Annotated in this window: 23 protein-coding genes and 1 pseudogene; 13 read left to right on the top strand and 11 right to left on the bottom strand. The window is 72.0% G+C overall.

Annotation, left to right across the window (positions count from 1 at the left end):
* Position 1: 1 nt before the first annotated feature.
* The 4 genes from E8M80_RS01270 to E8M80_RS01290 form a co-directional block, all read right to left on the bottom strand.
* On the bottom strand, positions 2-1,000 hold the full coding sequence (locus tag E8M80_RS01270; RefSeq protein WP_137123832.1) for a hypothetical protein: 999 nt from the start codon (positions 998-1,000) through the stop codon (positions 2-4).
* Positions 997-1,635 (bottom strand): hypothetical protein, encoded by a 639-nt coding sequence (locus tag E8M80_RS01275; protein WP_170979140.1) that lies wholly within the window; start codon positions 1,633-1,635, stop codon positions 997-999. The genes E8M80_RS01270 and E8M80_RS01275 overlap by 4 nt, the downstream gene beginning before the upstream one ends.
* A complete protein-coding gene (locus E8M80_RS01285) occupies positions 1,635-2,342 on the bottom strand; it encodes a hypothetical protein (protein ID WP_137123835.1) in 708 nt (235 codons plus the stop codon). The genes E8M80_RS01275 and E8M80_RS01285 overlap by 1 nt, the downstream gene beginning before the upstream one ends.
* 103 nt (positions 2,343-2,445) lie before the next feature.
* Positions 2,446-3,630, bottom strand: coding sequence for a urate hydroxylase PuuD (locus tag E8M80_RS01290; RefSeq protein ID WP_137123836.1), 1,185 nt, complete (start codon positions 3,628-3,630; stop codon positions 2,446-2,448).
* 146 nt (positions 3,631-3,776) lie between these two features.
* Between E8M80_RS01290 and serA the strand changes: the two genes are divergently transcribed.
* Positions 3,777-5,027 carry a phosphoglycerate dehydrogenase gene (gene serA / locus E8M80_RS01295; protein WP_137123837.1) on the top strand — a complete coding sequence of 417 codons (1,251 nt, stop codon included), beginning with the start codon at positions 3,777-3,779 and terminating at the stop codon, positions 5,025-5,027.
* Between the two features lie 34 nt (positions 5,028-5,061).
* Here serA and E8M80_RS01300 read toward each other — a convergent pair whose 3' ends face one another.
* The 3 genes from E8M80_RS01300 to E8M80_RS01310 all read right to left on the bottom strand — a co-directional run bounded on the left by E8M80_RS01300 (position 5,062) and on the right by E8M80_RS01310 (position 9,055).
* Complete coding sequence (locus tag E8M80_RS01300; protein ID WP_137123838.1) at positions 5,062-6,084, bottom strand: amino acid ABC transporter substrate-binding protein; 1,023 nt, start codon at positions 6,082-6,084, stop codon at positions 5,062-5,064.
* A 64-nt stretch (positions 6,085-6,148) separates the two neighbouring features.
* Positions 6,149-8,041 carry a TRAP transporter fused permease subunit gene (locus E8M80_RS01305; protein ID WP_137123839.1) on the bottom strand — a complete coding sequence of 631 codons (1,893 nt, stop codon included), beginning with the start codon at positions 8,039-8,041 and terminating at the stop codon, positions 6,149-6,151.
* 12 nt (positions 8,042-8,053) lie between these two features.
* Positions 8,054-9,055, bottom strand: coding sequence for a TAXI family TRAP transporter solute-binding subunit (locus tag E8M80_RS01310; protein ID WP_137123840.1), 1,002 nt, complete (start codon positions 9,053-9,055; stop codon positions 8,054-8,056).
* Between the two features lie 141 nt (positions 9,056-9,196).
* Here E8M80_RS01310 and E8M80_RS01315 point away from each other — a divergent pair.
* Both E8M80_RS01315 and E8M80_RS01320 read left to right on the top strand, forming a co-directional pair.
* A pseudogene (locus tag E8M80_RS01315) lies at positions 9,197-10,771 on the top strand (ABC transporter substrate-binding protein).
* 52 nt (positions 10,772-10,823) lie between these two features.
* On the top strand, positions 10,824-11,390 hold the full coding sequence (locus E8M80_RS01320; RefSeq protein ID WP_137123841.1) for a HEPN domain-containing protein: 567 nt from the start codon (positions 10,824-10,826) through the stop codon (positions 11,388-11,390).
* A 56-nt stretch (positions 11,391-11,446) separates the two neighbouring features.
* Here E8M80_RS01320 and pdxY read toward each other — a convergent pair whose 3' ends face one another.
* Positions 11,447-12,298, bottom strand: a complete 852-nt coding sequence (gene pdxY / locus E8M80_RS01325; protein ID WP_137123842.1) for a pyridoxal kinase PdxY — start codon at positions 12,296-12,298, stop codon at positions 11,447-11,449.
* Between the two features lie 155 nt (positions 12,299-12,453).
* Between pdxY and E8M80_RS01330 the strand changes: the two genes are divergently transcribed.
* The 8 genes from E8M80_RS01330 (at position 12,454) to E8M80_RS01365 (ending at position 20,023) form a co-directional block, all read left to right on the top strand.
* Positions 12,454-13,758, top strand: coding sequence for an ABC transporter substrate-binding protein (locus tag E8M80_RS01330; protein WP_137123843.1), 1,305 nt, complete (start codon positions 12,454-12,456; stop codon positions 13,756-13,758).
* 13 nt (positions 13,759-13,771) lie between these two features.
* Entirely contained in the window at positions 13,772-14,707 is a 936-nt protein-coding gene (locus E8M80_RS01335) for a branched-chain amino acid ABC transporter permease (RefSeq protein WP_137123844.1), read from the top strand.
* Positions 14,704-15,636, top strand: coding sequence for a branched-chain amino acid ABC transporter permease (locus tag E8M80_RS01340; RefSeq protein WP_137123845.1), 933 nt, complete (start codon positions 14,704-14,706; stop codon positions 15,634-15,636). Before E8M80_RS01335 ends, E8M80_RS01340 begins: the two co-directional genes overlap by 4 nt.
* Positions 15,633-16,409, top strand: a complete 777-nt coding sequence (locus tag E8M80_RS01345; protein WP_137123846.1) for an ABC transporter ATP-binding protein — start codon at positions 15,633-15,635, stop codon at positions 16,407-16,409. The genes E8M80_RS01340 and E8M80_RS01345 overlap by 4 nt, the downstream gene beginning before the upstream one ends.
* Positions 16,402-17,058: an ABC transporter ATP-binding protein gene (locus tag E8M80_RS01350; protein WP_137123847.1), complete on the top strand. Its 657-nt coding sequence runs from the start codon at positions 16,402-16,404 to the stop codon at positions 17,056-17,058. Before E8M80_RS01345 ends, E8M80_RS01350 begins: the two co-directional genes overlap by 8 nt.
* 218 nt (positions 17,059-17,276) lie before the next feature.
* Positions 17,277-18,890 (top strand): hypothetical protein, encoded by a 1,614-nt coding sequence (locus E8M80_RS01355; protein WP_137123848.1) that lies wholly within the window; start codon positions 17,277-17,279, stop codon positions 18,888-18,890.
* A gap of 122 nt (positions 18,891-19,012) precedes the next feature.
* Positions 19,013-19,243 (top strand): 50S ribosomal protein L31, encoded by a 231-nt coding sequence (gene rpmE / locus E8M80_RS01360; protein ID WP_137123849.1) that lies wholly within the window; start codon positions 19,013-19,015, stop codon positions 19,241-19,243.
* Positions 19,244-19,561: 318 nt separating this feature from the next.
* Positions 19,562-20,023 carry an Hsp20 family protein gene (locus tag E8M80_RS01365; protein ID WP_137123850.1) on the top strand — a complete coding sequence of 154 codons (462 nt, stop codon included), beginning with the start codon at positions 19,562-19,564 and terminating at the stop codon, positions 20,021-20,023.
* Positions 20,024-20,166: 143 nt separating this feature from the next.
* Here the strand turns inward: E8M80_RS01365 and E8M80_RS01370 are convergent, their stop codons facing one another.
* Both E8M80_RS01370 and E8M80_RS01375 read right to left on the bottom strand, forming a co-directional pair.
* On the bottom strand, positions 20,167-21,660 hold the full coding sequence (locus E8M80_RS01370; RefSeq protein ID WP_137123851.1) for a YdiU family protein: 1,494 nt from the start codon (positions 21,658-21,660) through the stop codon (positions 20,167-20,169).
* 44 nt (positions 21,661-21,704) lie between these two features.
* Complete coding sequence (locus tag E8M80_RS01375; RefSeq protein ID WP_137123852.1) at positions 21,705-21,899, bottom strand: DUF1192 domain-containing protein; 195 nt, start codon at positions 21,897-21,899, stop codon at positions 21,705-21,707.
* A gap of 114 nt (positions 21,900-22,013) precedes the next feature.
* Between E8M80_RS01375 and E8M80_RS01380 the strand changes: the two genes are divergently transcribed.
* The gene (locus tag E8M80_RS01380; protein WP_137123853.1) at positions 22,014-22,571 is read left to right on the top strand and encodes a DUF1013 domain-containing protein; all 558 of its coding nucleotides are present in this window, start codon (positions 22,014-22,016) and stop codon (positions 22,569-22,571) included.
* 56 nt (positions 22,572-22,627) lie between these two features.
* Here E8M80_RS01380 and E8M80_RS01385 read toward each other — a convergent pair whose 3' ends face one another.
* Complete coding sequence (locus E8M80_RS01385) at positions 22,628-22,804, bottom strand: YdcH family protein (protein WP_137123854.1); 177 nt, start codon at positions 22,802-22,804, stop codon at positions 22,628-22,630.
* Between the two features lie 201 nt (positions 22,805-23,005).
* Here E8M80_RS01385 and E8M80_RS01390 point away from each other — a divergent pair, with 201 nt between their 5' ends.
* Positions 23,006-23,206, top strand: coding sequence for a YdcH family protein (locus tag E8M80_RS01390; protein WP_137123855.1), 201 nt, complete (start codon positions 23,006-23,008; stop codon positions 23,204-23,206).
* Positions 23,207-23,211 lie beyond the last annotated feature (5 nt).

Genomic DNA, 23,211 nt, shown 5'->3' on the forward strand with positions numbered 1-23,211 from the left:
GTCAGAAGCTCATGCCGATGCCGACGGAGGTGCCCGTCACGCCGCCATCGCCATAGAAGTAGCGCGCCACCAGGCGGACGCGACTGAGGTAGATGCCGACCGCGCCGACCTCGTAGCGGCCGACATCGACCTCGATCCCGCCGCCGGCCTTGACCGCCCATCGGAAGCCGATCGTGTCCGCCTGCTCGCCAATGTAGTAGCTCGCGGTGCCGTCCAGCACCCAGCGCACCGGCCGCCCGAAGGCCTCCCAGCCCGTCGGCCAGCGGTAGCGCGCCCAGAGGCCGATGGTCTGCGCGTCGGACCGCCCGCGCGCGGCGGGCACCGTGTCGCCCACCGTCTGGAGGTCGAGATACGTGTAGCGGAGCTCGACATCGATGTCGCGAGCCGGCTGGTAGTCGTAATAGGCCAGCATCAGCGAGCCGCCGAGCCCGAGCACGTTCACGTGCCGGTCCGACAGCGCCGCGATGTCGCGGTCCGTCCGGAACTGCACGAAGCGCGCAAAGAGCGATGCGTCCGAGGCCGCGTAGCCGCCCGCGACGTTGAAGATCGGCCGCAGCCAGAGGTATTCGCCGATCCGGATGTCGTAGCCGACGCCGATCGTGGCGGCGACGTTGTTCCAGCGCAGCGGCGTCCGGCGCGCGCTGGTGCCGGTGAAGACCGCGCGCGGGTCGTAGCGCGCGTAGCCGCCGTAGAACTCGGTGAACAGCGGGAAGCTCTCGCTCCAGGTGAAGCCGAAGCCGAACTGGCTCAGCGTCAGGGTGGAGGAGCCGAGGTCGCCGCTGACGTCGCTGCGGTTCACCGTCAGCGAATTGGCCGAGCCGTCGGGCGTCATGTTGTAGCCCATGAGGCCGAGCACGCCGGGGCCGCGGCTCGCGAGGCTAGCGCGGATCGCGTCGACGCGGGCCAGCACGTCGTCGAGGCGGTCGCCCGTCGGCTGCGCGGCCGCCGGCGCGGCCAGCAGCGCCGCCGCGACGGCGAGAAGGGCAACCGCCGTCCTCATGGCGCGGGCGTGGATGCGGACGGGGGCTGGGGCGTCCCGCGCGGCAGGGCGAAGGCGGTCCGGCGCAGGCGGTCCTCCTCGGCGCGGATCCGCTGCACCACCTCCTCGCGCGTGATGCGGCCGGCCTCCTCCGTGAGCAGGGCATGGCCCATGCCGATGCGGCGGATGGCGGCGGCCTCGGGGCTGCCGGGCGCGTCGCGCTCCAGCGCGCCCGACAGGGCTCCCACCAGCGCCTGCACGTCGGGGTCGAAGGTCCGGATGGCATAGCGCAGGTCGGGCGCCTGCCAGTTCTGGCGTGAGGCGAGGCGGAGCGTCCGGCCGATCCCGGCGACCGCCGTGCCGCCCGCGGCATCCGCCCGTGCCGCGCGCGGCGCGAGGTCGGTGAAGGGATCCTCGAGGTAGGGCAGCACGCCATCATCGGCCATGCGGCCGAGCGCTGCGAGGTAGGTCGCCAGCGCGTCCCGCATCGCGAGCGTGCCGTCGGCCGCCTCCGCCGCCGTGCCGGCGGGCGGGACCACGGCGGGATGGTCCGCGACGAGGCTCGCGACCCGCGCCCAGTCCCGGACCGGCGTGTAGTCCGGCGCGCTGCAGGCGGCGAGCAGCGCGAGCGCCACGCCAGCGAGGATCCGCCGCATCACGGCTGCACCACCCGGGCGACGGCGCCCGCGGCACCCGCCCGCCGCGCGACGGACGGGTCGGGCGGCAGCAGCAGGGCCAGGCGCAGCAGCCGGTCCTCGGCGGCCTGGACCTGCCGCGCGACCTCCCGCGCCTCGATGTGACGGGCCTGGGCGGCGATCATGGCGTGGTCCTCGGCAATGGCGGCGAGCAGGCGCAGGTAGACGGCGCGGTCGGCATCCGCGCCTTCGGCCGCGCCGAGGCCCTCCCTCAGAGTGGCGAGCAGCGCCTGCAGCGGCGGGTCCGCGGCGGCGACGAAGGGCGGCAGGCGGAGATCCTCGACGACGCGCGCCGGATAGGCGCTGTTGGCGCGCGCGTCGGGGGCGAGGTTGGCGTCCCGCGCGGTAGCGAGCACGGCGCCGAGCCCGCCGATCGCCGCCTCGGCACGGGCATCGGGGGCCGCACGCGCGCGGATCCGGGCGAAGGCGGCATCGTCGAAGGTCAGGCGCTGCTCGGGCCGCGCCAGGACCGACACCGCATAGAGATAGGCCGCCAGCGCCTCCTGCTGCGCCAGCAGCGCATCCTCGGAGGGCATGAGGCCGGGGCGGTCCGCCGTGACGCTCGCGGCGCGGGCCCAGTCGCGGAGCGCGGTGTTGGGCGGCAGCGCGCAGCCCGCCAGCAGGACCAGCAGCAGCGCGGCGCGGCCGGGGCGGAGGAACGGGGCCAACGGGCGAGGTCCTTTGCGGCGGGCCGGCAGCGCCTGGTGCTGGGCAGGCACGTTCCTCCCCCTGTAGCGGGGCGGGCGGCGCGGCGGCAATCCCCGGGTCACGCTATTCGGCGGGCGCGCCGGCGGCCACCCAGGCGAGCAGCTTCGCGCGTTCCTCCCCCGTGATCTCCGTGAGGTTGCCGGGCGGCATCGCCTCGGTGCCGATCTGCTGGCGCATGGCGGCGGCCCAGCGGCGGATCTGCTGCGGGGTTTCCAGCATCACTCCCTTGGGCGGCGCAGCGAAGGCCTCGTCGGTCGGGCGCGCGGCATGGCAGGACACGCAGCGCGCGGCGACGATGGACTGCACCTCGGCGAAGGGCGGTGCCTCGGCGGCGGTGCCGGTGGCGCGGTCGGGCGCGCCGGCCCAGATCAGCAGCGCCACCACCGCCGCCGCCGCGCCGGGCAGCCAGACGGGGTTCTTCCCCTTCTGCCGCAGCACGAAGAACTGGCGCGTGAGCGCCCCGGCGAGGCCGATCGCCAGCAGCACCACCCAGTTCCACTGCCCCTGGTAGGTCATGGGGTAGTGCGGCGAGATCATGATGAACAGCACGGGCAGCGTCAGGTAGGTGTTGTGCACGCTGCGCTGCTTGCCCCAGCGGCCGTATCTGGGGTCCGGCGCGTCGCCCTTCTGCATCGCCGCGACCATCTTCCGCTGGCCGGGGATGATGACCATGGCGACGTTCGCGACCATAATGGTGCCCGTCATGGCGCCCACCTGCAGGAAGGCGCCGCGACCGCCGAACACGTGGCAGGCGACGAAGGCCACGACCGCCAGCGCACCCGCGCCGATCGCGCCCAGCAGCGCCTCGTTCTCCCCCAGCCGCGACCGGCAGACCTGGTCGTAGGCGACCCAGCCGCCGGCCAGCATCGCCGCGCTGACCAGCACCGCGACCCAGGGGGCCATGTCGAGCACGGCCGGATCCACCAGGTAGGTCGAGGCCTGCCCCCAGTAGATCAGCACGAACAGCGAGAAGCCGCTGATCCAGGTCCAGTAGGCCTCCCATTTGAACCAGTGGAGGCGCTCGGGCAGGCGTTCCGGCGCCAGCAGGTATTTCTGCTTGTGGTAGAAGCCGCCGCCGTGGATCGACCATTGCTCCCCGGACACGCGCGGATTGCCGTCCTTCGGCCGGTCGAGTTGGTTGTCGAGGCCGATGAAGTAGAAGGACGTGCCGATCCAGGCGACGCCCGTGATCAGGTGCAGCCAGCGCAGCAGCAGGTTGGCCCAGTCCGAGAGGTAGGCAGCATCCATGTCGCGTCCCCGCGCGGCCGGCGGGCCCGCTGCGCCGCAGCATGAGACGCCGGCCCGCGCCGCGGCAAGGGGGCGACGCGCCCTTGCCGCGGCGCAGCGAAGCGGGCAGGAAGCGCGGCCCCCATCCCCCCGCCCGGTGCCCGCCCATGTCCCCTGCCCGCCTCTCCCTGCCCAAGGACAAGATCCGCATCCTGCTGCTCGAGGGCATCTCGGACAGCGCCGTCGAGCGACTGGCCGAGGCCGGCTATGCGAGCGTGAAGCGGGAGGCCAAGGCGCTCGACGGCGCGGCGCTCATCAAGGCGGTCAAGGGCGTCCACATCCTCGGCATCCGGTCCCGCACCCAGGTCACGGCCGAGGTGCTGGAAGCCGCCGACCGGCTGATCGCGATCGGCTGCTTCTGCATCGGCACCAACCAGGTGGCGCTGACCGAGGCGGCGATGCGCGGCGTGCCGGTGTTCAACGCGCCCTTTTCGAACACCCGCAGCGTCGCGGAGCTGACGCTCGCCGAGATCGTGATGCTGATGCGCGGCATCTTCCCGAAGTCGAACGCCGCGCATCGCGGCGACTGGGACAAGTCGGCCGCCAATTCGTGGGAGTTGCGCGGCAAGACGCTCGGCATCGTGGGCTACGGCAACATCGGCAGCCAGATCAGCGTACTGGCGGAAGCCTTCGGCATGCGCGTGATCTACTGGGACCACACCGGCAAGCTGCCGCACGGCAACGCGCAGCCCATGGCGTCGCTGCATGCGCTGCTGGCCGCCTCAGATGCCGTGACGCTGCACGTGCCCGAGACGCCCGACACGGTGAACCTGATCGGGGCCGCCGAGATCCGCGCCATGAAGCCGGGCGCGGTGCTGGTGAACAATGCGCGCGGCACTGTGGTCGACCTGGACGCGCTGGCCGCGGCTCTGCGCGACGGCCACGTGCTGGGCGCCGCGGTCGACGTCTTCCCGGTCGAGCCCTCGGGGAAGGACGAACGCTTCGTGAGCCCGCTGCAGGGCCTGCCCAACGTGATCCTGACGCCGCATATCGGCGGCTCGACCGGGGAGGCGCAGTGGCGGATCGGCGAGGAGGTGAGCCGCAAGCTGGTCGAGTATTCCGACACCGGCGCCACCTTCGGCGCGGTGAACTTCCCGCAGGTGCAGCTGCCTGCCCGCGCCGCCGGCGCGCGCTTCCTGCATGTGCACCGAAACGTGCCCGGCGTGCTGCGCCAGGTGGACGAGGCCTTCGCCCGGCGCAGCCTCAACATCACGGCGCAGTTCCTGCAGACCAGCGGCGGGGTCGGCTACGTGGTCATCGACAGCGACAATGTCCGCACGCAGGCCGAGGACCTGCTGGCGGAGCTGCGCGCCATCGAGGGCACGATCCGCGCGCGGCTGGTCTACGAGCGGCGCTGATTCCGGGCGGGGTGGCCCGCCCGGCGCCGGTCGTTCAGCGGATCGGCATGGCGTACATCAGCCCGCCGCGCGTCCAGAGGTCGTTCACCCCCCGCTGCAGCCCGATGGGCGAGCCGCGGCCGAGGTTGCGCTCGAAGATCTCGCCGTAGTTCCCCACCGCCTTGATGGCGTTGTAGGCCCAGCGCCGGTCGATCCCCATCAGCGGCCCGTGGTCGCCCGAATTGCCGAGCAGGCGGCGGATCGCGGGGTTCGGGCTGGCCAGCATCTCCTCCACGTTGGCCTGGGTGATGCCGAGCTCCTCCGCCTCGATCAGCGCGAAGACCGTCCAGCGGACGATGTCGAACCACTGGTCGTCGCCGTGCCGCACGGCGGGCGAGAGCGGCTCCTTCGAGATGATGTCCGGCAGGATCGTGTGCTCCTCCGGGTTGCGCAGCGCGGAGCGGATGCCGGCCAGCTGCGAGGCGTCCGTCGTGAAGGCGTCGCAGCGGCCGCTGATGTAGGCGTTGCGCGTCTCCTCGTTCTGGTCGAACACCAGCGGCTGCACGGCGATGTTGTTCGACCGCGACCAGTCCGCGAGGTTCAGTTCGTTCGTCGTGCCCGAGGTCACGCAGATGGTTGCGCCGGCCAGGTCGCGCGCGCGCGCGACATTGGCCGAGCGGCGCACCAGGAACCCCTGCCCGTCGTAGAAGGTGACGGCGGTGAAGTTCAGCCCGTTCGCGGTGTCGCGCGTCTGCGTCCAGGTCGTGGTGCGCGGCAGCACGTCCACCTGGCCCGACTGCAGCGCCGGCAGCCGCGCCTGGGAGGACAGCACGACGAAGCGCGCCTTGCTCGCATCGCCCAGCACGGCCGCGGTGACGGCGCGGCAGGTGTCGGCGTCGAGCCCGCGCGTGACGCCCTGGCTGTCGAGCGTACTGAAGCCGGGCGCGCCCGGATGGGAGCCGCAGATGACGGCGCCGCGGTCTCGGACGGCGGAGAGCGTGGGGCCCGGGCTCGCGGTCTGGGCGAGCGCGCCGCCGCTGAGCAGCAGCGCGGCGCCGATGGCGGCCGTGATTCGCATGGTGTGATGCCTCCCTTGCTTGCGTCGGCGTCGAGGTTAGGCGGGAAAGCGCCCGGGCGGGAAGTCAGGCGGGCCCGCGCGCCACGGCCCGCTGCCAGGCGAACACCAGCGCCAGCGCGCCGCAGCCGACGGCCAGGCGCGTCCAGTCCGGCACCGAATGGGCAAAGGCGACGGCGAGCCCCGTCGAGCCGACGACCACCCGCGCCACAGGCCCGAGCGGGCGCACCAGGTAGCCCGCATAGCCGGCCGTGATCAGCACCAGCGCCGTGACCTGGATGCCGGTCGCGCGGAAGGTGTGCAGCAATTCGCCCTTCAGCATGATCCCCGGGTCGTAGATGAAGGCGAAGCCCACGGTGAAGCCCGCGACCGCGAAGCGCGCCGCATGCAGCCCGGCCATCATCGGGCTCGACTTCGAGATGGCCGCGGCGGCGAAGGCGGCGGCGGCCACGGGCGGCGTCGCATCCGCCAGCACCGCGAAATAGAAGACGAACAGGTGCGCCTGCAGCGGCTCGACGCCGATGTAGCGGCCGAGTTCCAGGATCTGCGGCACGCCGATCGCGGCCGCGATGATGTAGGACGGCGTGGTCGGGATGCCCATGCCGAGCACGATCACGGTCAGCGCCAGCAGCACCAGCAGCAGCGCGAGGCTGCCGCCCGACATCTCCTTGATGATGCCACCGAAGGCCACGACCATGCCCGTGGCCGTGAGCGCCGAGACGACGACGCCCGCCCCGGCGATCGAGACCGCGAGCGGCGCCATGGTCAGCCCCGCATTCTCGAGCGCCTTCAGGATGTCGCGCCAGCTCATGCGCGTGCGCGCGCGCAGCCAGGATATGGCGACCATCGCGAGGCTCGCGCAGAAGGCTGCGTAGTTGCCCGACCAGCGTTCCACCATCAGCCAGACGATCAGCGCGATCGGGAAGGCCAGGTGGCTGTCCGCCAGAACCTCCCGCCAGGCGGGAATGTCGCGCAGGTCCATCGGCTGGATGCCGAGACGCTTGGCCTCGAAATGCACGGCGCAGAGGATGGCGAAGAAATAGAGGACGGCGCCGATCGCGGCGGCGACGATGATGTCCCCGTAGGCGATGGAGGCGATCTCGGCCATCACGAAGGCGGCCGCGCCCATCACCGGCGGCATCAGCGCGCCGCCGACCGACGCCGCGCTCTCGATCCCCGCCGCGACGCCGGGCTTGTAGCCGGTGCGCATCATCACCGGGATCGTCATCGAGCCCGTGGTGATGACGTTGGACACCGACGAGCCGCTCATGGTCCCGAACAGGCCCGAGGAGATGACCGCGACCTTGGCCGTGCCGCCGGAATAGCGCCCCGCGACGGCGGCGCCGAAATTCGAGAACAGCCGCCCCGTGCCGCTCGCCTGCATGAAGCTGCCGAAGATGATGAAGACCGCGATGGTGGTCGCGACGATGCCCGTGAGCGGCCCGTAGACGCCGCCCGCGGTCGGCACGAGCCATGCGGCCTCCACCACCTCGGGCACCGAGAAGGGGCGCGTGTTCAGCACGCCGGGCAGGAGGTAGCCCGTGAACATGTAGAGGATGCAGATCGCGACCATGACGGCGAGGCCGGGTTCCACCGCGCGGCGGATCGCCTCCAGCAGCGTGACCAGGCAGACGATCCCGAGCGCCATCATCGTGGGCGTGAAGGGATCGACGTATTCCATCCGGTCGTTCACATCGCCCGCATTCCACAGCACCCAGGCATGCGGCACCGCGGCGGCGGCGAACCAGAGCCAGTCCACGACGCTCGGCCGATGCTGGGGCGAACGCCGCTTGAAGGCCGGGTAGAGGAGAAAGAGCGGCGGCGTGAAGACGATCAGGTGGATCGCGCGCATCTCCACCGGCGCGGGGAACCCGAAGCCGCCGAAATAGAGATGCACGCCGGCCCAGAAGGCCAGCCACAACGTGACTGTCCCCCTGAGCCAGCCCGGAAGGTCGCGCACGCGGTGTCCGCGTCAGGCCGGCGGGTTCGCGCCCGCCGCCCGGAACGCGGCCGCGGCGCCGGGGTGGAACGGCACGCCGCGGTAGCCGACCGCCTGCTCGGGCGTCCAGCCGCCCATGCTGGCGTGGATGTTGGCCAGGCGCTGGCCCTTGTTCCTGATCAGCGTCGCCGTGATCTTCTGCACCACCTCGGCCGGGATGCTGTCATGCACCAGGATGACGCTGTCCATCATCGTGACCGGGATGTCGCCGCTCATCATGGTGGGGTAGGTGCTGCCGGGCAGCGTGCCCTGGGCATAGGCGTATTCCTGGGTCAGGTGGTCCATGATGTCGCGCGGGAAGGCCACCATCTGGCCGCCGCGGCGGCCGCGCGCGATTTCCTGCATCAGCGCCGCCGGCTTGGCGAGCGCCACGTAGATATAGTCCACCTGCCCGTCATTGTAGGCGGTGCCGAGGTCGGCGTAGGACCCGTTGAGGTAGCGCCCGCCTTCCTCGCGGATCTTGTCCGGGCTGCTGCCGAGGAACTTCAGGATCCGCTGCAGCGTCATCTCGTCGGTGCTGCTGCGCTGCGGCGCGCCGATCTTGAGGCCACGCTGCGTCAGGATCGCGCGCATGTCCGAGGGGCCCGCGCCGGTGTGGCGCAGGAAGTGGTGCTCGGTCGGCGAATAGCCGGTGCCGAGGCAGCGGATGCGCTCGTGCTTCGCCCGGTACGGCTCGGCGCCCGTGACGGCCGAGGCGGCAAAGGCGTCGATGCCCCAGCCGATCTGCGACTGGTTGTTGTTGATGCGCGTCGGGTTCGCGAGGCCGCCGCCCGGCACGACGCGGATCTGGATGTCCGCGTTCTCCTCCCGGATCAGGGAGGACAGGCCCGCGGCCATGGTGTACCAGCCCCCGCCGAGCGACCCCGCCACCCATTCCAGCGTCGTCTGCGCCGATGCGGTGCGGATGAAGGGCGCGGCGAGCGCCGTGCCGGCGACGCCCGCGACGAGCGCGCGGCGGCGGATGATCGGGGACATGCGGGCCTCCTCTGCCTTGAACCGGGGCGAGTATGGGCGCGGTTGTCACGCGACGGCAACGCCCGCACGGACCCGAGGAAAGCGGTTGCGCCCTCCGCCCGGCCGGGTCGACCATGACACACCCCCGATCCGGAGCCCCGCATGCACCGCCGGTCCTTCCTTGCCGTCGCCGCCCTGGGCCTCCATCGCCCGGCGCTGGCCCAGGGCGCCGCCGCCCATACGCTGCGCTTCATCCCGCAGGCCGACGTCACCGCGCTCGACCCCATGTCCACCACCTCCTAAGGCGTGCGCAACCACGGCCACATGTGCTGGGACACGCTCTATGGCCTCGATGCCGATTTCGTGCCGCGGCCCCAGCTGTGCGAAGGCCACGTGGTGGAACCCGACGGGCTGCGCTGGACCTTCACGCTGCGCGAAGGCATCCGATTCCACGACAGCGAGCCGGTCCGCGCCGAGGACGCCGTCGCCTCGATCCGCCGCTGGATGCCGCGCGACAGCCTTGGCCAGTCGCTGGCCGAGCGGCTGGACGACATCGCGGCGCTCGACGATCGCCGCTTCGCCATCCGCCTGAAGCGCCCCTTCGGGCCGATGCGGGCGGCCCTCGGCAAGCCGTCCTCCTACCCCTGCTTCGTCTTCCCGCGCCGTTTCGCGGAGGTGGACCCGGCGCGCCCCTTCACCGAGGTGGTGGGCTCCGGCCGCTATCGCTTCGTCGACGAGGAACGACTCTCGGGCGCACGCGCCGTCTATCACCGCTTCGAAGGCTACCGACCCGCGCCGGCCGCGCCGAGCCTGCTCGGCGGCGCCAAGCTCGCGCATTTCGAGCGCGTCGAATTCCGCATCATGCCCGATGCCGGCACCGCCGCCGCCGCGCTCCAGGCCGGCGAGAGCGACTGGTGGGAACAGATCGCCGCCAACCTCCGACCCGTGCTGCGCCGGCAGTGCGAGATCGTCATGCAGCGCGTCGATTTCGGCGGCCTCAACGCCATGCTGCGCTTCAACCACCTGCATCCGCCCTTCGACGATCCCGCGATCCGCCGCGCCCTGCCGCCGATCGTCGACCAGTCGGACTTCATGCAGGCGGTGGCGGGCTCCGACCGCGCGCTCTGGCAGGACGGCGTCGGCGCCTTCCCGCGCTCCTCGCCGCTCGCGAACGACGAGGGACTCGCGGCCGTGACCGGCCCACGCAGCGCCGACCGCGCCCGCGCCGCCCTCGCCGCCGCCGGCTATGGCGGGCAGAAGGTGACGGTGCTGCACCCGACCGATGTCGCGAAGAACAACGCCATGACGACGGTGCTGACCGACACGCTGAAGCGCGCCGGCCTCGATGCCGAAAGCGCCACCTCCGACTGGGGCACCGTGCTGCAGCGCCGCGCGCGGCGCGAACCGTCGGGACAGGGCGGCTGGAACGCGCTGGTGGTTGTGTTCGGCGGCATCGACCTCGTCAATCCGGGCCAGCACCCGCTGCTCCGCGCGAACGGGCTCAACGGCTGGTTCGGCTGGCCGGCCAGCACGGCGCTCGAGGCCCTGCGCGAGGCCTGGATCGAGGTGCCGGACCTCGCCGCGCAACAGGCCTTCGCGCGGCAGATCCAGGCGCAGTCCTGGGTCGACCTGCCCTTCATCCCGCTCGGGCAGTTCTTCACGGACAGCGCCTGGCGGCGCGGCATCTCGGGCGTGCAGCGGGGGATGACGCTGCCGATCAACGTGCGGCGCGGGTGACGGTGCGCACGCTCGGGGCGCCTCCTGCGAAACCAGGGACGTCCCGCGCGCCATGACCACAGCGACACCGCCGACCTCGAACGCCGCCAAGCGCTTCGCCCGCGCCATCGAGGACGCCGAGAACCTCCTCAAGCATTTCGACACGCTCAACGCCAGGCCGCCGAAGCCCGATGTCGAGGTCCTCAAGCGTGCCGGACTGATCATGGCCATGACGGCCTGGGAGACCTACGTCGAGGACCGGGTGCAGGAGGCCGCCGAAACGCGAATCGATGCGGTGCCCGATGCCACGATCCAGGCATTCGTTCACGCGAGGCTGACAGAAGACATCAACAGGCTGCACAACCCAACGGCCGAGAAGACGCGTCAATTGTTCAAGGACTATGCTGGCGTCGATCTCGGTGCATCCTGGTCCTGGAACCACTACGACAAGGAGAGGGTCACGAAGGACCTCAACGGCTATCTCAAACTCCGCGGCACCATCGCACACCGTGCCCGCGTGATCGAACCTGGGCCGACCAGGGCGCAGCCGGTGAAAAAGCAGGACCTGCAGACGGCAATCCGGTTCCTGAAGGACCTGGTCGCCGCGACCGAGAAGGCGCTTGCTCCGAACGCACCCTGAAGCACCGCACCGTGGCGATGCCGAAGCGTCGGCGGGCGGTCCGAACGGTGAAAGCGTCAGCACCGCATCGCAGCAAACACCTGCGTCGGCGCGACGAATTCCTCCTGCGCGGCGACGGTCAGGATCTCGCGCGACCCAGCCTCGGCCGTCCGGCGCAGCAGCCCGAAGACCGACGACGCCGCTGCCGCCAGCGCCACATCTGCCGCACCGCTGCGCAGCCGATGCAACAGGAACAGAGCCGCGATCGCATCCCCCGCGCCGTTGACCGCCAGCGGCAGCATGGGCGTGGCCAGCCGCCAGAACCGCCCGTCCTCGCCGGCCAGCATGCCGATCTCGCCCTCGGGCGTGTCGGCCAGGCGCAGCGAGGTGACCAGCACGCAGCGCGGCCCGCGCGCCTGCAGCGCCGCGACCGCCGCCTTGGCCTCGGCCAGCGTGGTGACGCGGAGGCCGGTCAGCCATTCCAGCTCGAACTGGTTCGGGGTGACGATGTCGGCCGCGGGCAGCGCCTGGTCGCGCAGGAACTCCGGGATGCCCGGGCGGACGAAGACGCCACGCCCGACATCGCCGATCACCGGGTCGCAGCACCAGAGCGCCGCGGGGTTGGCCGCCTTCACCCGCCGCGCGGCATCCAGGATGGCGGCGCCGATCTCGGCCGATCCCATGTAGCCCGACAGCACCGCGTCGCAGCGTGGCAGCGCGCCGCGTTCCTCGATCCCCTGGACGCAGTCGGCGATCAGCTCGGCGCCGAAGACCTGGCCGCGCCACGCGCCGTAGCCGGTGTGGTTCGAGAACTGGACCGTGTGGACGCCCCACACCTCGGCGCCCAGGCGCTGCAGCGGGAAGATCGCGCTCGCATTGCCGACATGGCCATAGGCGACCCAGGACTGGATGGACAGGATGGACGGCATCGCGAACCCCGCGGGCGAAGGGCGCGGACGCTAGGAAGCGCGGGAAGCGCGGTCAATCCGCCCTGGCGCCTTGCGCCGCACGGCGTGTCGCGTCCATCCTGCGCCACCGGAGCCTGGGACCAACCCGGCGCCGAACCCCTGAGGGAGGGACCCCCATGACCGCATCGCTCACGCGCCGCGAGGCGCTGGCAGCCGGCTTCGGCACCGTCATCCTGCCCGCAACGCTCTCCGCCCAGCCGGTCGCGAAGCCGGCGGAACTGAAGATCGGCGTCACCACCTTCCTGTCGGGCCCCGCATCCGTCTTCGGCGTGCCGTCGCGCCGCGCCTGCGAGATGCTGGTCGAGCAGATCAACGCCGCCGGCGGCATCGCCGGCGTGCCGCTCCGCCCGATCTTCGTGGACGAGGGGCCGGGCACCGACCACCTGGTAGGGGAGTTCCGCCGCCTGGTGCAGAGCGAGGGCGTGTCGGTCATCATGTCGGCGATCTCGTCCGGGTCCTGCCTCGCCTGCACGCCGCTGTCGCGCGAACTGTCGAAGGTGACCATCCTCTGGGACTGCGGCACGCAGCGCATCTTCGAGGAGGCGAACTACGACTACGCCTTCCGCACCCAGGGCTACGCGACGCCGGAGGTGCTGGCGCCGCTGTTGTATACGCTGCGCAAGAAGCCGGATCTGCGCACCGTCGCGGTGATCAACCAGGACTACGCCTGGGGCCGCGATTCCTGGGAGATCTGGAAGACCGCGATGGACGCCGTGAAGCCCGGCGTGCGCGTGGTGGCCGAGATGTTCCCCCGCTTCGGCTCGACCGACTTCTCGACCGAGATCACGCGCCTGCTGGCGCTGCGCCCGGACGTGGTGTTCTCCACCTCCTGGGGGGGCGAGCTCGTCACCTTCATCCGCCAGGCAACCGAGCGGCGCCTGCATGAACGCACCACCTTCGTCCTGCCGGTGGCCGAGGCCTCGCTGCAGATCCTCGGGCGCAACATGCCCGAGGGCCACGTGATCGGCGCGCGCGGTGACCACTGGAACAACCACCCCTCCCCGGCCAACCCGGCGCTGTTCAATTCCTTCGTCTCCGCCTACCGGCAGAAGTTCAACGAATACCCGATCTATCCCTGCCACCACATGGCGCAGGCGGTGTGGGCGCTGAAGGCGGCGCTCGAGAAGGCGGTCGCGGCCAAGTCCGGCGGCTGGCCGTCCGATGCCGAGCTCGCCGCCGCCTTCCGCGGCCTGACCTTCCCGACGCCCACCTCGACCATCACGCTGCGCGCGGATGGCCAGGGGCTCGAGGACCAGATCGTGGGCCTGTCGCATTTCGACAGCCGCTTCCCCTTCGCGGTGCCGAAGGAGATGATGCGCTACCCTGCCGCCCAGGTCTCGGCGCCGGCGGGGCAGAAGAGCGTGGACTGGCTCAAGACCCTGACGCCCGCCATGGTCCAGCAGGCCGGCGCGGCACTGTAGCGGGGCACGCGCGATGGCCGAATGGCTCCAGGACAATGGGCTGCTGCTCGGCCTCGCGCTGCTCGACGGGCTGTCCTCGGCGGGGCTGATCTTCCTCGTCGCGGTCGGGCTCAACCTGGTGTTCGGCGTGCTGCGCATCGTCAACGTCGCGCATGGCTCGCTCTATGCCATCGGCGCCTACAGCGCCGCCTCCATCGGCATCTTCGCCGCCAGCCTCGGCCTGCCGGCCTGGGCGTCGCTGCCGCTGCTCGTGCTCTCGGCCGCGCTGGTGGGCGCGGTCCTGGGGCCGCTGATCGAACGCCTGCTGCTGCGCCGCATCTACGCGCAGGAGGAAGTGGTGCAGCTGCTCGTGACCTTCGCGCTCTTCATGATCCTCGAGGACGTACAGAAGATCGTCTGGGGCGTGCAGCCCATCCACCACGATGCGGCGATGCGCCTGCTCGGCAATTTCGACGTGCCCTTCGGGGCCGACTTCATCCCCTTCACCGCCTACCAGCTGTTCGTGCTGCCGGGCATTGCGATCTTCACGCTGGTGGGGCTCGCCTGGTTCCTGCGCCGGACGCTGACGGGCCGCGTCATCGTCGCCGTCACGACCGACCGCGAAGCCGCGACCGCGATGGGCATCGACGCCACGCGCGTCTACCTGCTGACCTTCACGGCCGGGGCGGCGCTGGCCGCGCTCGGCGGCGCGCTGTCCTCCCCCACCGCGGCGCTGGTGCCGGGGATCGGCGCGCAGACCATCGTGCTCTCCTTCGCCGTGGTCGCGACCGCCGGGCTCGGGCAGATCGAGGGCGCGGCGCTGACCTCGCTCATGATGGGCCTCGGGCGCTCGATCGCCGTCTACTTCGAGCCGGAACTGGAAGTGGTCGTGCCCTACATCATCATGGTGCTGGTGCTGCTGGTCCGCCCACAGGGGCTGTTCGGCGTGATCGAGACGCGGCGGGTATGAGGCGCACCGAGATCCTTCTCGCGCTGGCGTTCGCCGGCGCCATCCTGGCCGCCGCCATCGCGGCGCCGTGGCTGCGCTTCGTGCTGACCATCGCGCTCGCCAAGGGCATCGCGGTTACCGGCATCCTGCTGCTGCTGCGCGCGGGGCAGGTCTCCTTCGGCCATGCGCTCTACATCGCCTTCGGCGCCTATACCGTGGCGTTCCTGGCGCCGGTGCTGAACGACGCGGTGCTGCTGCTGGGCGCGGCCGCCGGGCTGACCGGCCTGCTCGGCCTGCTGGTCGGGCTGTTCGTCACGCGCTACCGGCAGATCTTCTTCGGCATGCTGAACCTGGCGATGTGCATGGTGTTCTATTCGCTGCTCGAGAAGCTCTATCACTTCACCAAGGGCAGTGACGGCATCCGGGTCGAGGTGATGCCGATCGCCGGCCAGGCGCTGGAGCGCGTCGCCTACGAATGGACCATCTTCGGCATCGCGCTCGGCCTCGCGGTCGTGGTGGGCGTGCTGCTCCGGCTCTACCTCGCCTCCCCGATGGGCGAAGCGCTCAAGGGCATCAAGACGCGCGAGACCCGGCTCGAATTCATGGGCGTGCCGGCGCGCGGCGTGCTGCTTTCCGCCTATGTCATCTCGGCCGTGGTGGGCGGGGTCGGCGGCGCGCTGATCGCCATGACGTCGCGCCACGTGACGCCGCTGCTGTCCTACTGGACCGCGTCGGGGGAACTCGTCTTCATCGCCATCCTGGGCGGCGCGGGCGGCGTGCTCGGGCCCTTCCTCGGCGCCGCGGCCTATGAGCTGATCCGCGTCTACGCGGCGGCCTCCTTCGCCGATGCCTGGCAGATGATCCTGGGCGCGTCGCTCCTGCTGGTCATCCTGTTCGCGCCGGGCGGGCTCTGGGGCCTCGCGGCGCGCGCCGGGGGGCGCGGGCGATGACCGACGCGCTGCTCAGCGCCCGCGGGCTGCGCCTCGCCTTCGGCGGCGTGCGCGCGGCGGACGGCATCGACCTCGACGTCATGCGGGGCGAGTTCCTCGCCATCATCGGCCCGAACGGCGCGGGCAAGACCACCTTCATCAACATGACGACCGGCTACCTGAAGCCGCAGGACGGCGAGATCCGCTACGAGGGGCGGCGCATCACCGGGATGTCGCCCCGCGCCATCGTGAAGCTCGGCATCGCGCGGTCCTTCCAGCTGCCGCAGCTGTTCCTCGAGCACACGGTCGAGCAGAACCTCGCCATCGCGCTCGCCGCGCGGCACGGCATCTGGTCGCCGCTGGCGCCCCTGCTGCGGCCCGGCTACCGGGCGGAGGCGCGCGACCTGCTCGACCGCTTCGGCCTGGCCGCGCTGGCCGATGCCCGCGCCGATGCGCTGAACGAAGGGGCGCGCAAGCTCGCCGACATCGCCATGGCGGTCGCGCTGAAGCCGCGCCTGCTGCTGATGGACGAGCCCACCTCGGGCGTCGCGGCGTCGGAGAAGATGCACGTGGTCGAGACGCTCGCCCGCGTGCTGCGGGAGGCGAAGGTGACGGCCGTCTTCGTCGAGCACGACATGGACGTGGTCGAGCGCTTCGCCGACCGCGTCGCCGTCTGGAGCCAGGGGCGGATCGCGGCGCTCGGCCCGCCGCAGGAGGTCCTGGCCGACCCCACCGTGCAGCACGAGGTCATCGGCATCGAGCGCCACGCGACCCCGGGGGACGCGCATGCTTGAGCTCGCGGGCGTCTCGGTCTCGATCGCCGGCGTGCCGGTGCTGCGCGAGGTCTCGCTGAAGGTGCCGGCCGGCGGCCGCGTGGCGCTGATCGGCCGGAACGGCGCGGGCAAGACCACCACGCTGCGCACGCTGATGGGCCTGGTGCAGGCGTCCGCAGGCCGCGTCGTCATCGACGGGGAGGACGAGACGCGCCTGCCGCCGCACCACCGGCCGCGCCACGGCATCGGCTATGCGCCCGAGGACCGGCGCCTGTTCGGCGCCTTCACGGTCGAGGAGAACATGCTGCTGCCCGCGCAGGTGCTCGGCCTGCCGGCCGCCGAGACCCGCACGCGGCTGGAGCGCGTCTATTCCCTGCTGCCGGAGCTGACGGACCTGGCGCCGCGCAAGGCCGCGGGGCTGTCGGGCGGACAGGGCAAGATGGCCGCGCTCGGCCGGGCGCTGATGGTGGGCACCCGCGCGGTGCTGCTGGACGAGCCCTTCCAGGGCCTGGCACCGGCGCTCGCCATGCGCTACGCCGATGCGCTGAAGCGCCTGCGCGCCGCTCTGCCCGACGTCGCGATCCTGATCACCGAGAGCAACCCCGAGCTGCTGCGCCCGCTGGTCGAGCGGACCTACGTGATCGAGCGGGGCGAGATCACGGCGGGCTGAACGTGCGGGGCGGCCCGTCCCAAGGGCCGGATGCGCCAGGGGGCCCGGGCGGCGCCGGCCTGACCGGCACCGTCGATGCCGTCGTTCCATGCAGCGGCCTGTTCAATTGCTTTGACGCGCCGGAGTCCCGGCGCCTAGCGTCGCCGCCGATCACGAAGCCGCAAGTCGGCCCCGGTCGGTGACCGCAGCCGAAGGTTCCCGCAACCGGAGGTTCCACCATGTTCCGTCCGTTCCTGGCCGGGCTCGCGATCACCACGGGATTGTCCGTCCTGCCGCCGGACCCGGCGCGCGCCCAGGCGCCGCAGCCCGCCCCCAGCATGACCCACCGCGTGCTCGGCACCGTCAACTTCCCGGTGCAGTGCTCCGCGCAGGCGCAGGCCGAGTTCAACCACGGCATGCTGCTGCAGCACTCCTTCTGGTACCAGGTGGCCGCCGCCTCCTTCCAGGAGGTCCGCCGCCTCGATCCTGGCTGCACCATGTCCTATTGGGGCGAGGCGCTGGCGCTGCTGACCAACCCCTACGCGCCGCCCTTCGCGGCGAACCTGCGCCAGGGCCGCGCGCTGCTCGCCGAGGCCCGGCGCCTGGGCGCGCGCACCCCGCGCGAGGCCGCCTATGTCGAGGCCCTCGCCCTGGTCTTCGCCGGCGACGACGCGGCCGGCCATCGCGCCCGCCTGATCGCCTATCGCGACGCCATGGGCGCGCTGCGCGAACGCTTCCCCGACGATGCCGAGGCGACGATCCAGTACGCGCTGCTGCTCGGCGTCGCCTCCTCGCCGGCGGACCGCACCTACGCCGACCAGCTGCGCGGCGCCGAGATGCTGGAACGCGAGCTGGTGCGCCAGCCCGAACATCCCGGCATCGTCCACTACCTGATCCACCTCTACGACTACCCCGCGCTCGCGGGCCGCGGCGTGCGCTTCGCCGAACGCTACGGGCGCCTCGCCGCCGACGCGCCGCACGCGCTGCACATGCCCTCCCACATCTACACGCGCATCGGCCGGTGGGAGGATTCGATCGAGAGCAACACCCGCGCGGCGAACCTCGCCGAGCGCGCGGGCGAGGCCGACGACACGCTGCATGCGCTCGACTACATGGCCTATGCCTACCTCCAGACCGGGCGCGACGCCGAGGCGGCCGAGATCCTGCGCCGCGCCCAGGCCTTGAGCACGACGGGCCCGACCCGCGCGGCCTACGGCTTCGCCATGGCGGCGATCCCGGCGCGCTACGCGCTCGAGCGCGGCGCCTGGTCGGAGGCGGCGTCCCTCCCGCTGCGCCCGGCTGCGGCGCCGAACCTCGCCTATACGGAGGCGCAGACCCACTTCGCCCGCGCGCTCGGCTTCGCGCGCGGCGGCCGCCCGGCCGAGGCGACGCCCGACATCGCGGCGCTGGCGCGCATCGCCGAGGCCCTCGCGCCGCGCGACGCCTACTGGTCCGGCCAGGTGGCGATCCAGCGCGACGCGGCGACGGGCTGGCAGGCCTTCGCGGCCGGCCGGCGCGAGGAAGGCCTTGCCCTGCTGCGCGCCACCGCCGAGCGCGAGGCGCGCACCGACAAGCACGTCATCACCCCCGGCCCGCTCGCCCCGGCGCGCGAGCTCTACGCCGAGGCGCTGCTCGAAGCCGGCCAGCCCGCCGCGGCCCTGGCCGAGTTCGACGCGGTGCAACGCACCGAGCCGCGCCGGCTGCGCGCCATTGCCGGCGCGGCGCGCGCGGCCGATGCCGCGGGCGACCGCGACGAGGCACGGCGCCTCTATGCCTCGCTGCTCGACGTCGCCGGGAATGGCGACCCGACGCGCACGGAGATCGCGGCCGCGCGCAGCTATCTCCGGCAGTAGCCGCGGATCGCCCGCGCCATGGGCCGGGGGCGCGGGCCCTTGCGCGTGACCGGTGTTTCCACTAGATCGGCCGCTCCCGCGCCCGGCCCAAAAGGGCGCGCCATTGCTGTTGCGAGCGCCCCATGAAGTCCGACATCCATCCCGACTACCACGAGATCAAGGTCATCATGACCGACGGGACCGAGTTCACGACGCGGTCCTGCTACGGCAAGCCGGGCGACAGCATCCGCCTCGACGTCGATCCGAAGTCGCACCCGGCCTGGACCGGCGTGCAGCGCGTGATGGACACGGGCGGACAGATCGCGAAGTTCAACAAGAAGTTCGCCGGCATCGGCGCCCGCAAGAAGGGCTGATCTTCGCCCTCAGGCGCCGGGCGCGGGCTCAGGCCGTTTGGCTTGCGCGCCATGCGCCGGTGCGCTGGAAACCGCTGATGGTCTGGGCGCGGTCGCGCCTTGCGCTCCCGGCCCGAGGCCTTGCCTCGGGCCGTTTTTTGTTTCGCGCCGATTCTTCACGCCCCGCCCGCACCCCTTGAACGGCGCCCGGCGACGAAATACCTCAAGCATGCTGGCGGTGCCCTCCAGGGGCCGTCGGCGTGGACCGGCAGGGTCGCCCGACCGGGGGCCCGCGAGACCGGATCCGCAACGTCGAACCTTGCTACCGCAGGAGGTTCCATGAACGCGATCGACTTCTCCCCCCTGTTCCGCACCGCCATCGGCTTCGACCGACTGGCGCGCCTGATGGACAGCGCCCGCACGGTCCCCGAGGCGAACGGCTACCCGCCCTACAACATCGAGAAGACCGGCGATGACAGCTACGTGCTGACCATGGCCGTGGCCGGTTTCTCCGAGGCGGACATCGAGATCACCGCGCAGGAGAACACGCTGACCGTCGCCGGGCGGCCGCAGCCGCAGCCCGAGGATGGCCGGCGCTTCCTGCACCGTGGCATCGCCGGGCGCGCCTTCGAGCGCCGCTTCGTCCTGGCCGACCACATCGTGGTCGAGGGCGCGGACCTCGCGAACGGGCTGCTGCACGTGGCGCTCAGGCGCATGGTGCCCGAGGCGCTGAAGCCGCGGCGCATCCCGGTGCAGCCGGGCCGGCCGGTGCTCGAGGCCGGGCAGCCGCAGGCGGCCTGACCGCCCGAAGGTCGGGGGAGGAGAACCTCCCCCGAACCCCCTCCCTTCTTTGGTACTTGGCGCCGGTCCTGGACGGTCCAGCGCCAGGGAACAAAGAAGGTTGAGGGGGGTCCGGGGGGAGAAGTTCCCTTCTCCCCCCGCCTTCACGTCCCGCAGAAGGTCGCCCGCACCCTCTCCTCCTCCCGCGGCGGCAGGGTGAAGCGGTCGCCCGCCGGGCGTTCGTCGAAGGGCCGGCCGATCTCGGCCAGCAGCGCCTCGAAGGGTGCCAGGTCGTCGCGTTCCGTTGCGGCCGCCAGCGCCTCCTCGACCAGGTGGTTGCGCGGGATCACGGCCGGGTTCACGGCCCGCATCGCCGCCGCAGCCGTCCCGGGCTCGCGCGCGAGCCGCGCCTGCCAGCCCTCGGCCCAGCCGTCGAAGGCGGCGGGGTCCGCGAACAGGGCGCGCACGCCTTCGGGCCGGCCCTCGGCGGCGTCCGCCAGGCGCCGGAAGGTCAGGGTGAAGTCCGCCCCCTGGTCCGCCATGCGGGCGAACAGGTCCTGCACCAGCGACTCGTCGCCTTCCTGCGCGGTCCCGATGCCGATCTTGCCGAGCAGCCCCGCCCGCCAGGCGGCGCCGAAGGCCGGCGCAAAGCTGGCCAGCGCCGCGCGCGCGAGGTCGAGCGCGGCCTCCTCCTCCGCCGCCAGCAGGGGCAGCAGCGCCTCGGCCAGCCGCGCCAGGTTCCAGTGTGCGATCGCCGGCTGGTTCGCGAAGGCATAGCGCCCGCCATGGTCGATCGAGGAGAACACCGTCTCCGGATGATAGGCATCGAGGAAGGCGCAGGGGCCGTAGTCGATCGTCTCGCCGCTGATGGCGCAATTGTCGGTGTTCATCACGCCATGGATGAAGCCCACGAGCATCCAGCGCGCGACGAGCGCCGCCTGGCGCGCCACCACGCCCTCGAACAGCACGAGCGCCGGGTTCGCGGCCGTGGCGGCGGCCGGGTCGTGGCGCGCGATGGCGTGGTCGGCCAGCACGCGCAGCGCATCCGAGTCGCGCCGCGCGGCGAAGTACTGGAAGGTGCCGACGCGGAGGTGGCTCGCGGCCACGCGCGCCAGCACGGCACCGGGCAGCGCGTCCTCCCGCAGCACGTGCTCGCCCGTCGCGACGGCGGCCAGCGCCCGTGTCGTCGGGATGCCGAAGGCGGCCATCGCCTCGCTGACCAGGTATTCCCGCAGCACCGGGCCCACCGCCGCCCGCCCGTCCCCGCGGCGGGAGAAGGGCGTCGGCCCCGACCCCTTCAGCTGGATGTCGCGCCGCGCGCCGGCCGGCGTGACCACCTCGCCCAGCAGGATGGCCCGGCCGTCGCCGAGGCTCGGCGTGAAATGCCCGAACTGATGCCCGGCATAGGCCTGGGCGATCGGCTCGGCGCCCTCGGGCATGGCGTTGCCGGCCAGCATGGCAAGGCCGGCGGGCGAGCAGAGCCAGGTGGGGTCGAGGCCGAGTTCAACCGCCAGCGCCCGGTTCAGCCGCAGCAGCCGCGGCGCGCGGACCGGCGTCGGCGCCAGGCGGGCGAACAGGCGTTCGGGCAGGCGGGCGTAGGAATTGTCGAAGGCCGGGCGGGTTCCGGCGTCGGGCGGGGGGATCGGGGTGTCCGGCATGGTCCCTCGCAGATCGCGCCGCGAAGGCGGCGGCACAACCCCCTTCAGGGCTTGCGGAAAAAAGCCTCCGCCGCCGCGCGGTGGCCCTGGCGGGCGGCGATCCCGGCCTCGGCGCGGGCGATCTCGGCGCGCAGTTCCGCGATATAGTCCTCCAACTGGGCCACGTCCCACCCGTCGAAGCGCGGCTTCTCCAGGACCTGGCGCCGGCGCGGCAGGTTGTCGGCATCGGGCTCGGTCATCTTGCATCCTTTCCGATCAGGGCTTTGACCCTGCTGTCCCGCATCATTATACGAAGCCGCTCATTGTCGCGGGGGTTCGCTCCTGCCCCTCCCCCGGCCACCCGAGGTCCGCCCATGCCCCAGCCGCTCATGCCGAAGGCCACCGCCGTGTGGCTGATCGACAAGACGTCGCTCTCCTTCGATCAGATCGCCGAATTCGTGAACATGCACCCGCTCGAGATCCAGGCGATCGCGGACGGGGAAGTGGCGCAGGGCATCGTGGGCTTCGACCCCATCGCGTCTGGCCAGCTGACGCGGGAGGAAATCGCGCGCTGCGAGGCCGACACCGCGGCGCGGCTGCAACTGCAGGAAAGCACGCTCGTGCTGCCGAAGCAGCGCAGCAAGGGCGGCCGCTACACGCCCGTGTCCAAGCGCAACGACCGGCCGGACGCCATCGCTTTCCTGCTGCGCAACTTCCCGGCGCTGCCCGATGCGGCGGTGGCCAAGCTGCTGGGCACGACGAAGGACACCATCGCCAAGGTACGCGACAAGACCCACTGGAACAGCGCCAACATCAAGGCGCGCGACCCGGTGATCCTCGGCCTCTGCACCCAGGGCGACCTGAACGCCGCGCTGGGGGCGCATGGTGCCGCGCCGGCCGAGCCGCCCGCGGCCGCCGACGACGCGGCCTGATAGCCCCCGGCGCGGCAAGGCCGCGCCGGGCAGGCCCCTTCAGTGCATGCGGTCCGTCAGTGCACGCGGTGGTGCCGGAGCCGCTCCATCTCCTCCTTGAGCCGCAGCTTCTCGATCTTCAACCGGGAGAGTTCCATTGCATCCGGGGCAGGACGGCGATCCTCGTCCATGATCCGGCGCTCGAGGGCGGCATGGCGTTCCTCGAGGGAGGCAATCCGGGCATCAAGCGGCATGCGTGGCGCATCCTCATCCAGTGGCACGCCCCGGCAGGATGCCGGGGACGCGTGGGCGGGTCCGGGGAACGGACCCGTCGGAACCGGGGGCGCGACTGCCGGGAAGGGCCTGTCGCGCCCCGGCCCGGGCATGATAATGGGCTTTGCCGTGCGAATGCATCCTGAACTTCGTCCATCCCATACGCCCCGGGGCTGCCGGCCATGATCGCCGACCGTGACGCCATGCTCCGCCGCCTGCACGAGTTGCGCAGCGAGCACCGCGACCTCGACACCGTCATCGCGCGGCTCGACGGGTCCGCCGTCGACCAGCTGCAGCTGCAGCGCCTCAAGAAGCGGAAGCTGATGCTGAAGGACGAGATCGCCTGGATCGAGGGCCGGCTGGTTCCGGATATCATTGCGTGACCCTC

Source organism: Roseomonas sp. HF4, assembly GCF_005222755.1.
Taxonomy (GTDB): domain Bacteria; phylum Pseudomonadota; class Alphaproteobacteria; order Acetobacterales; family Acetobacteraceae; genus Neoroseomonas.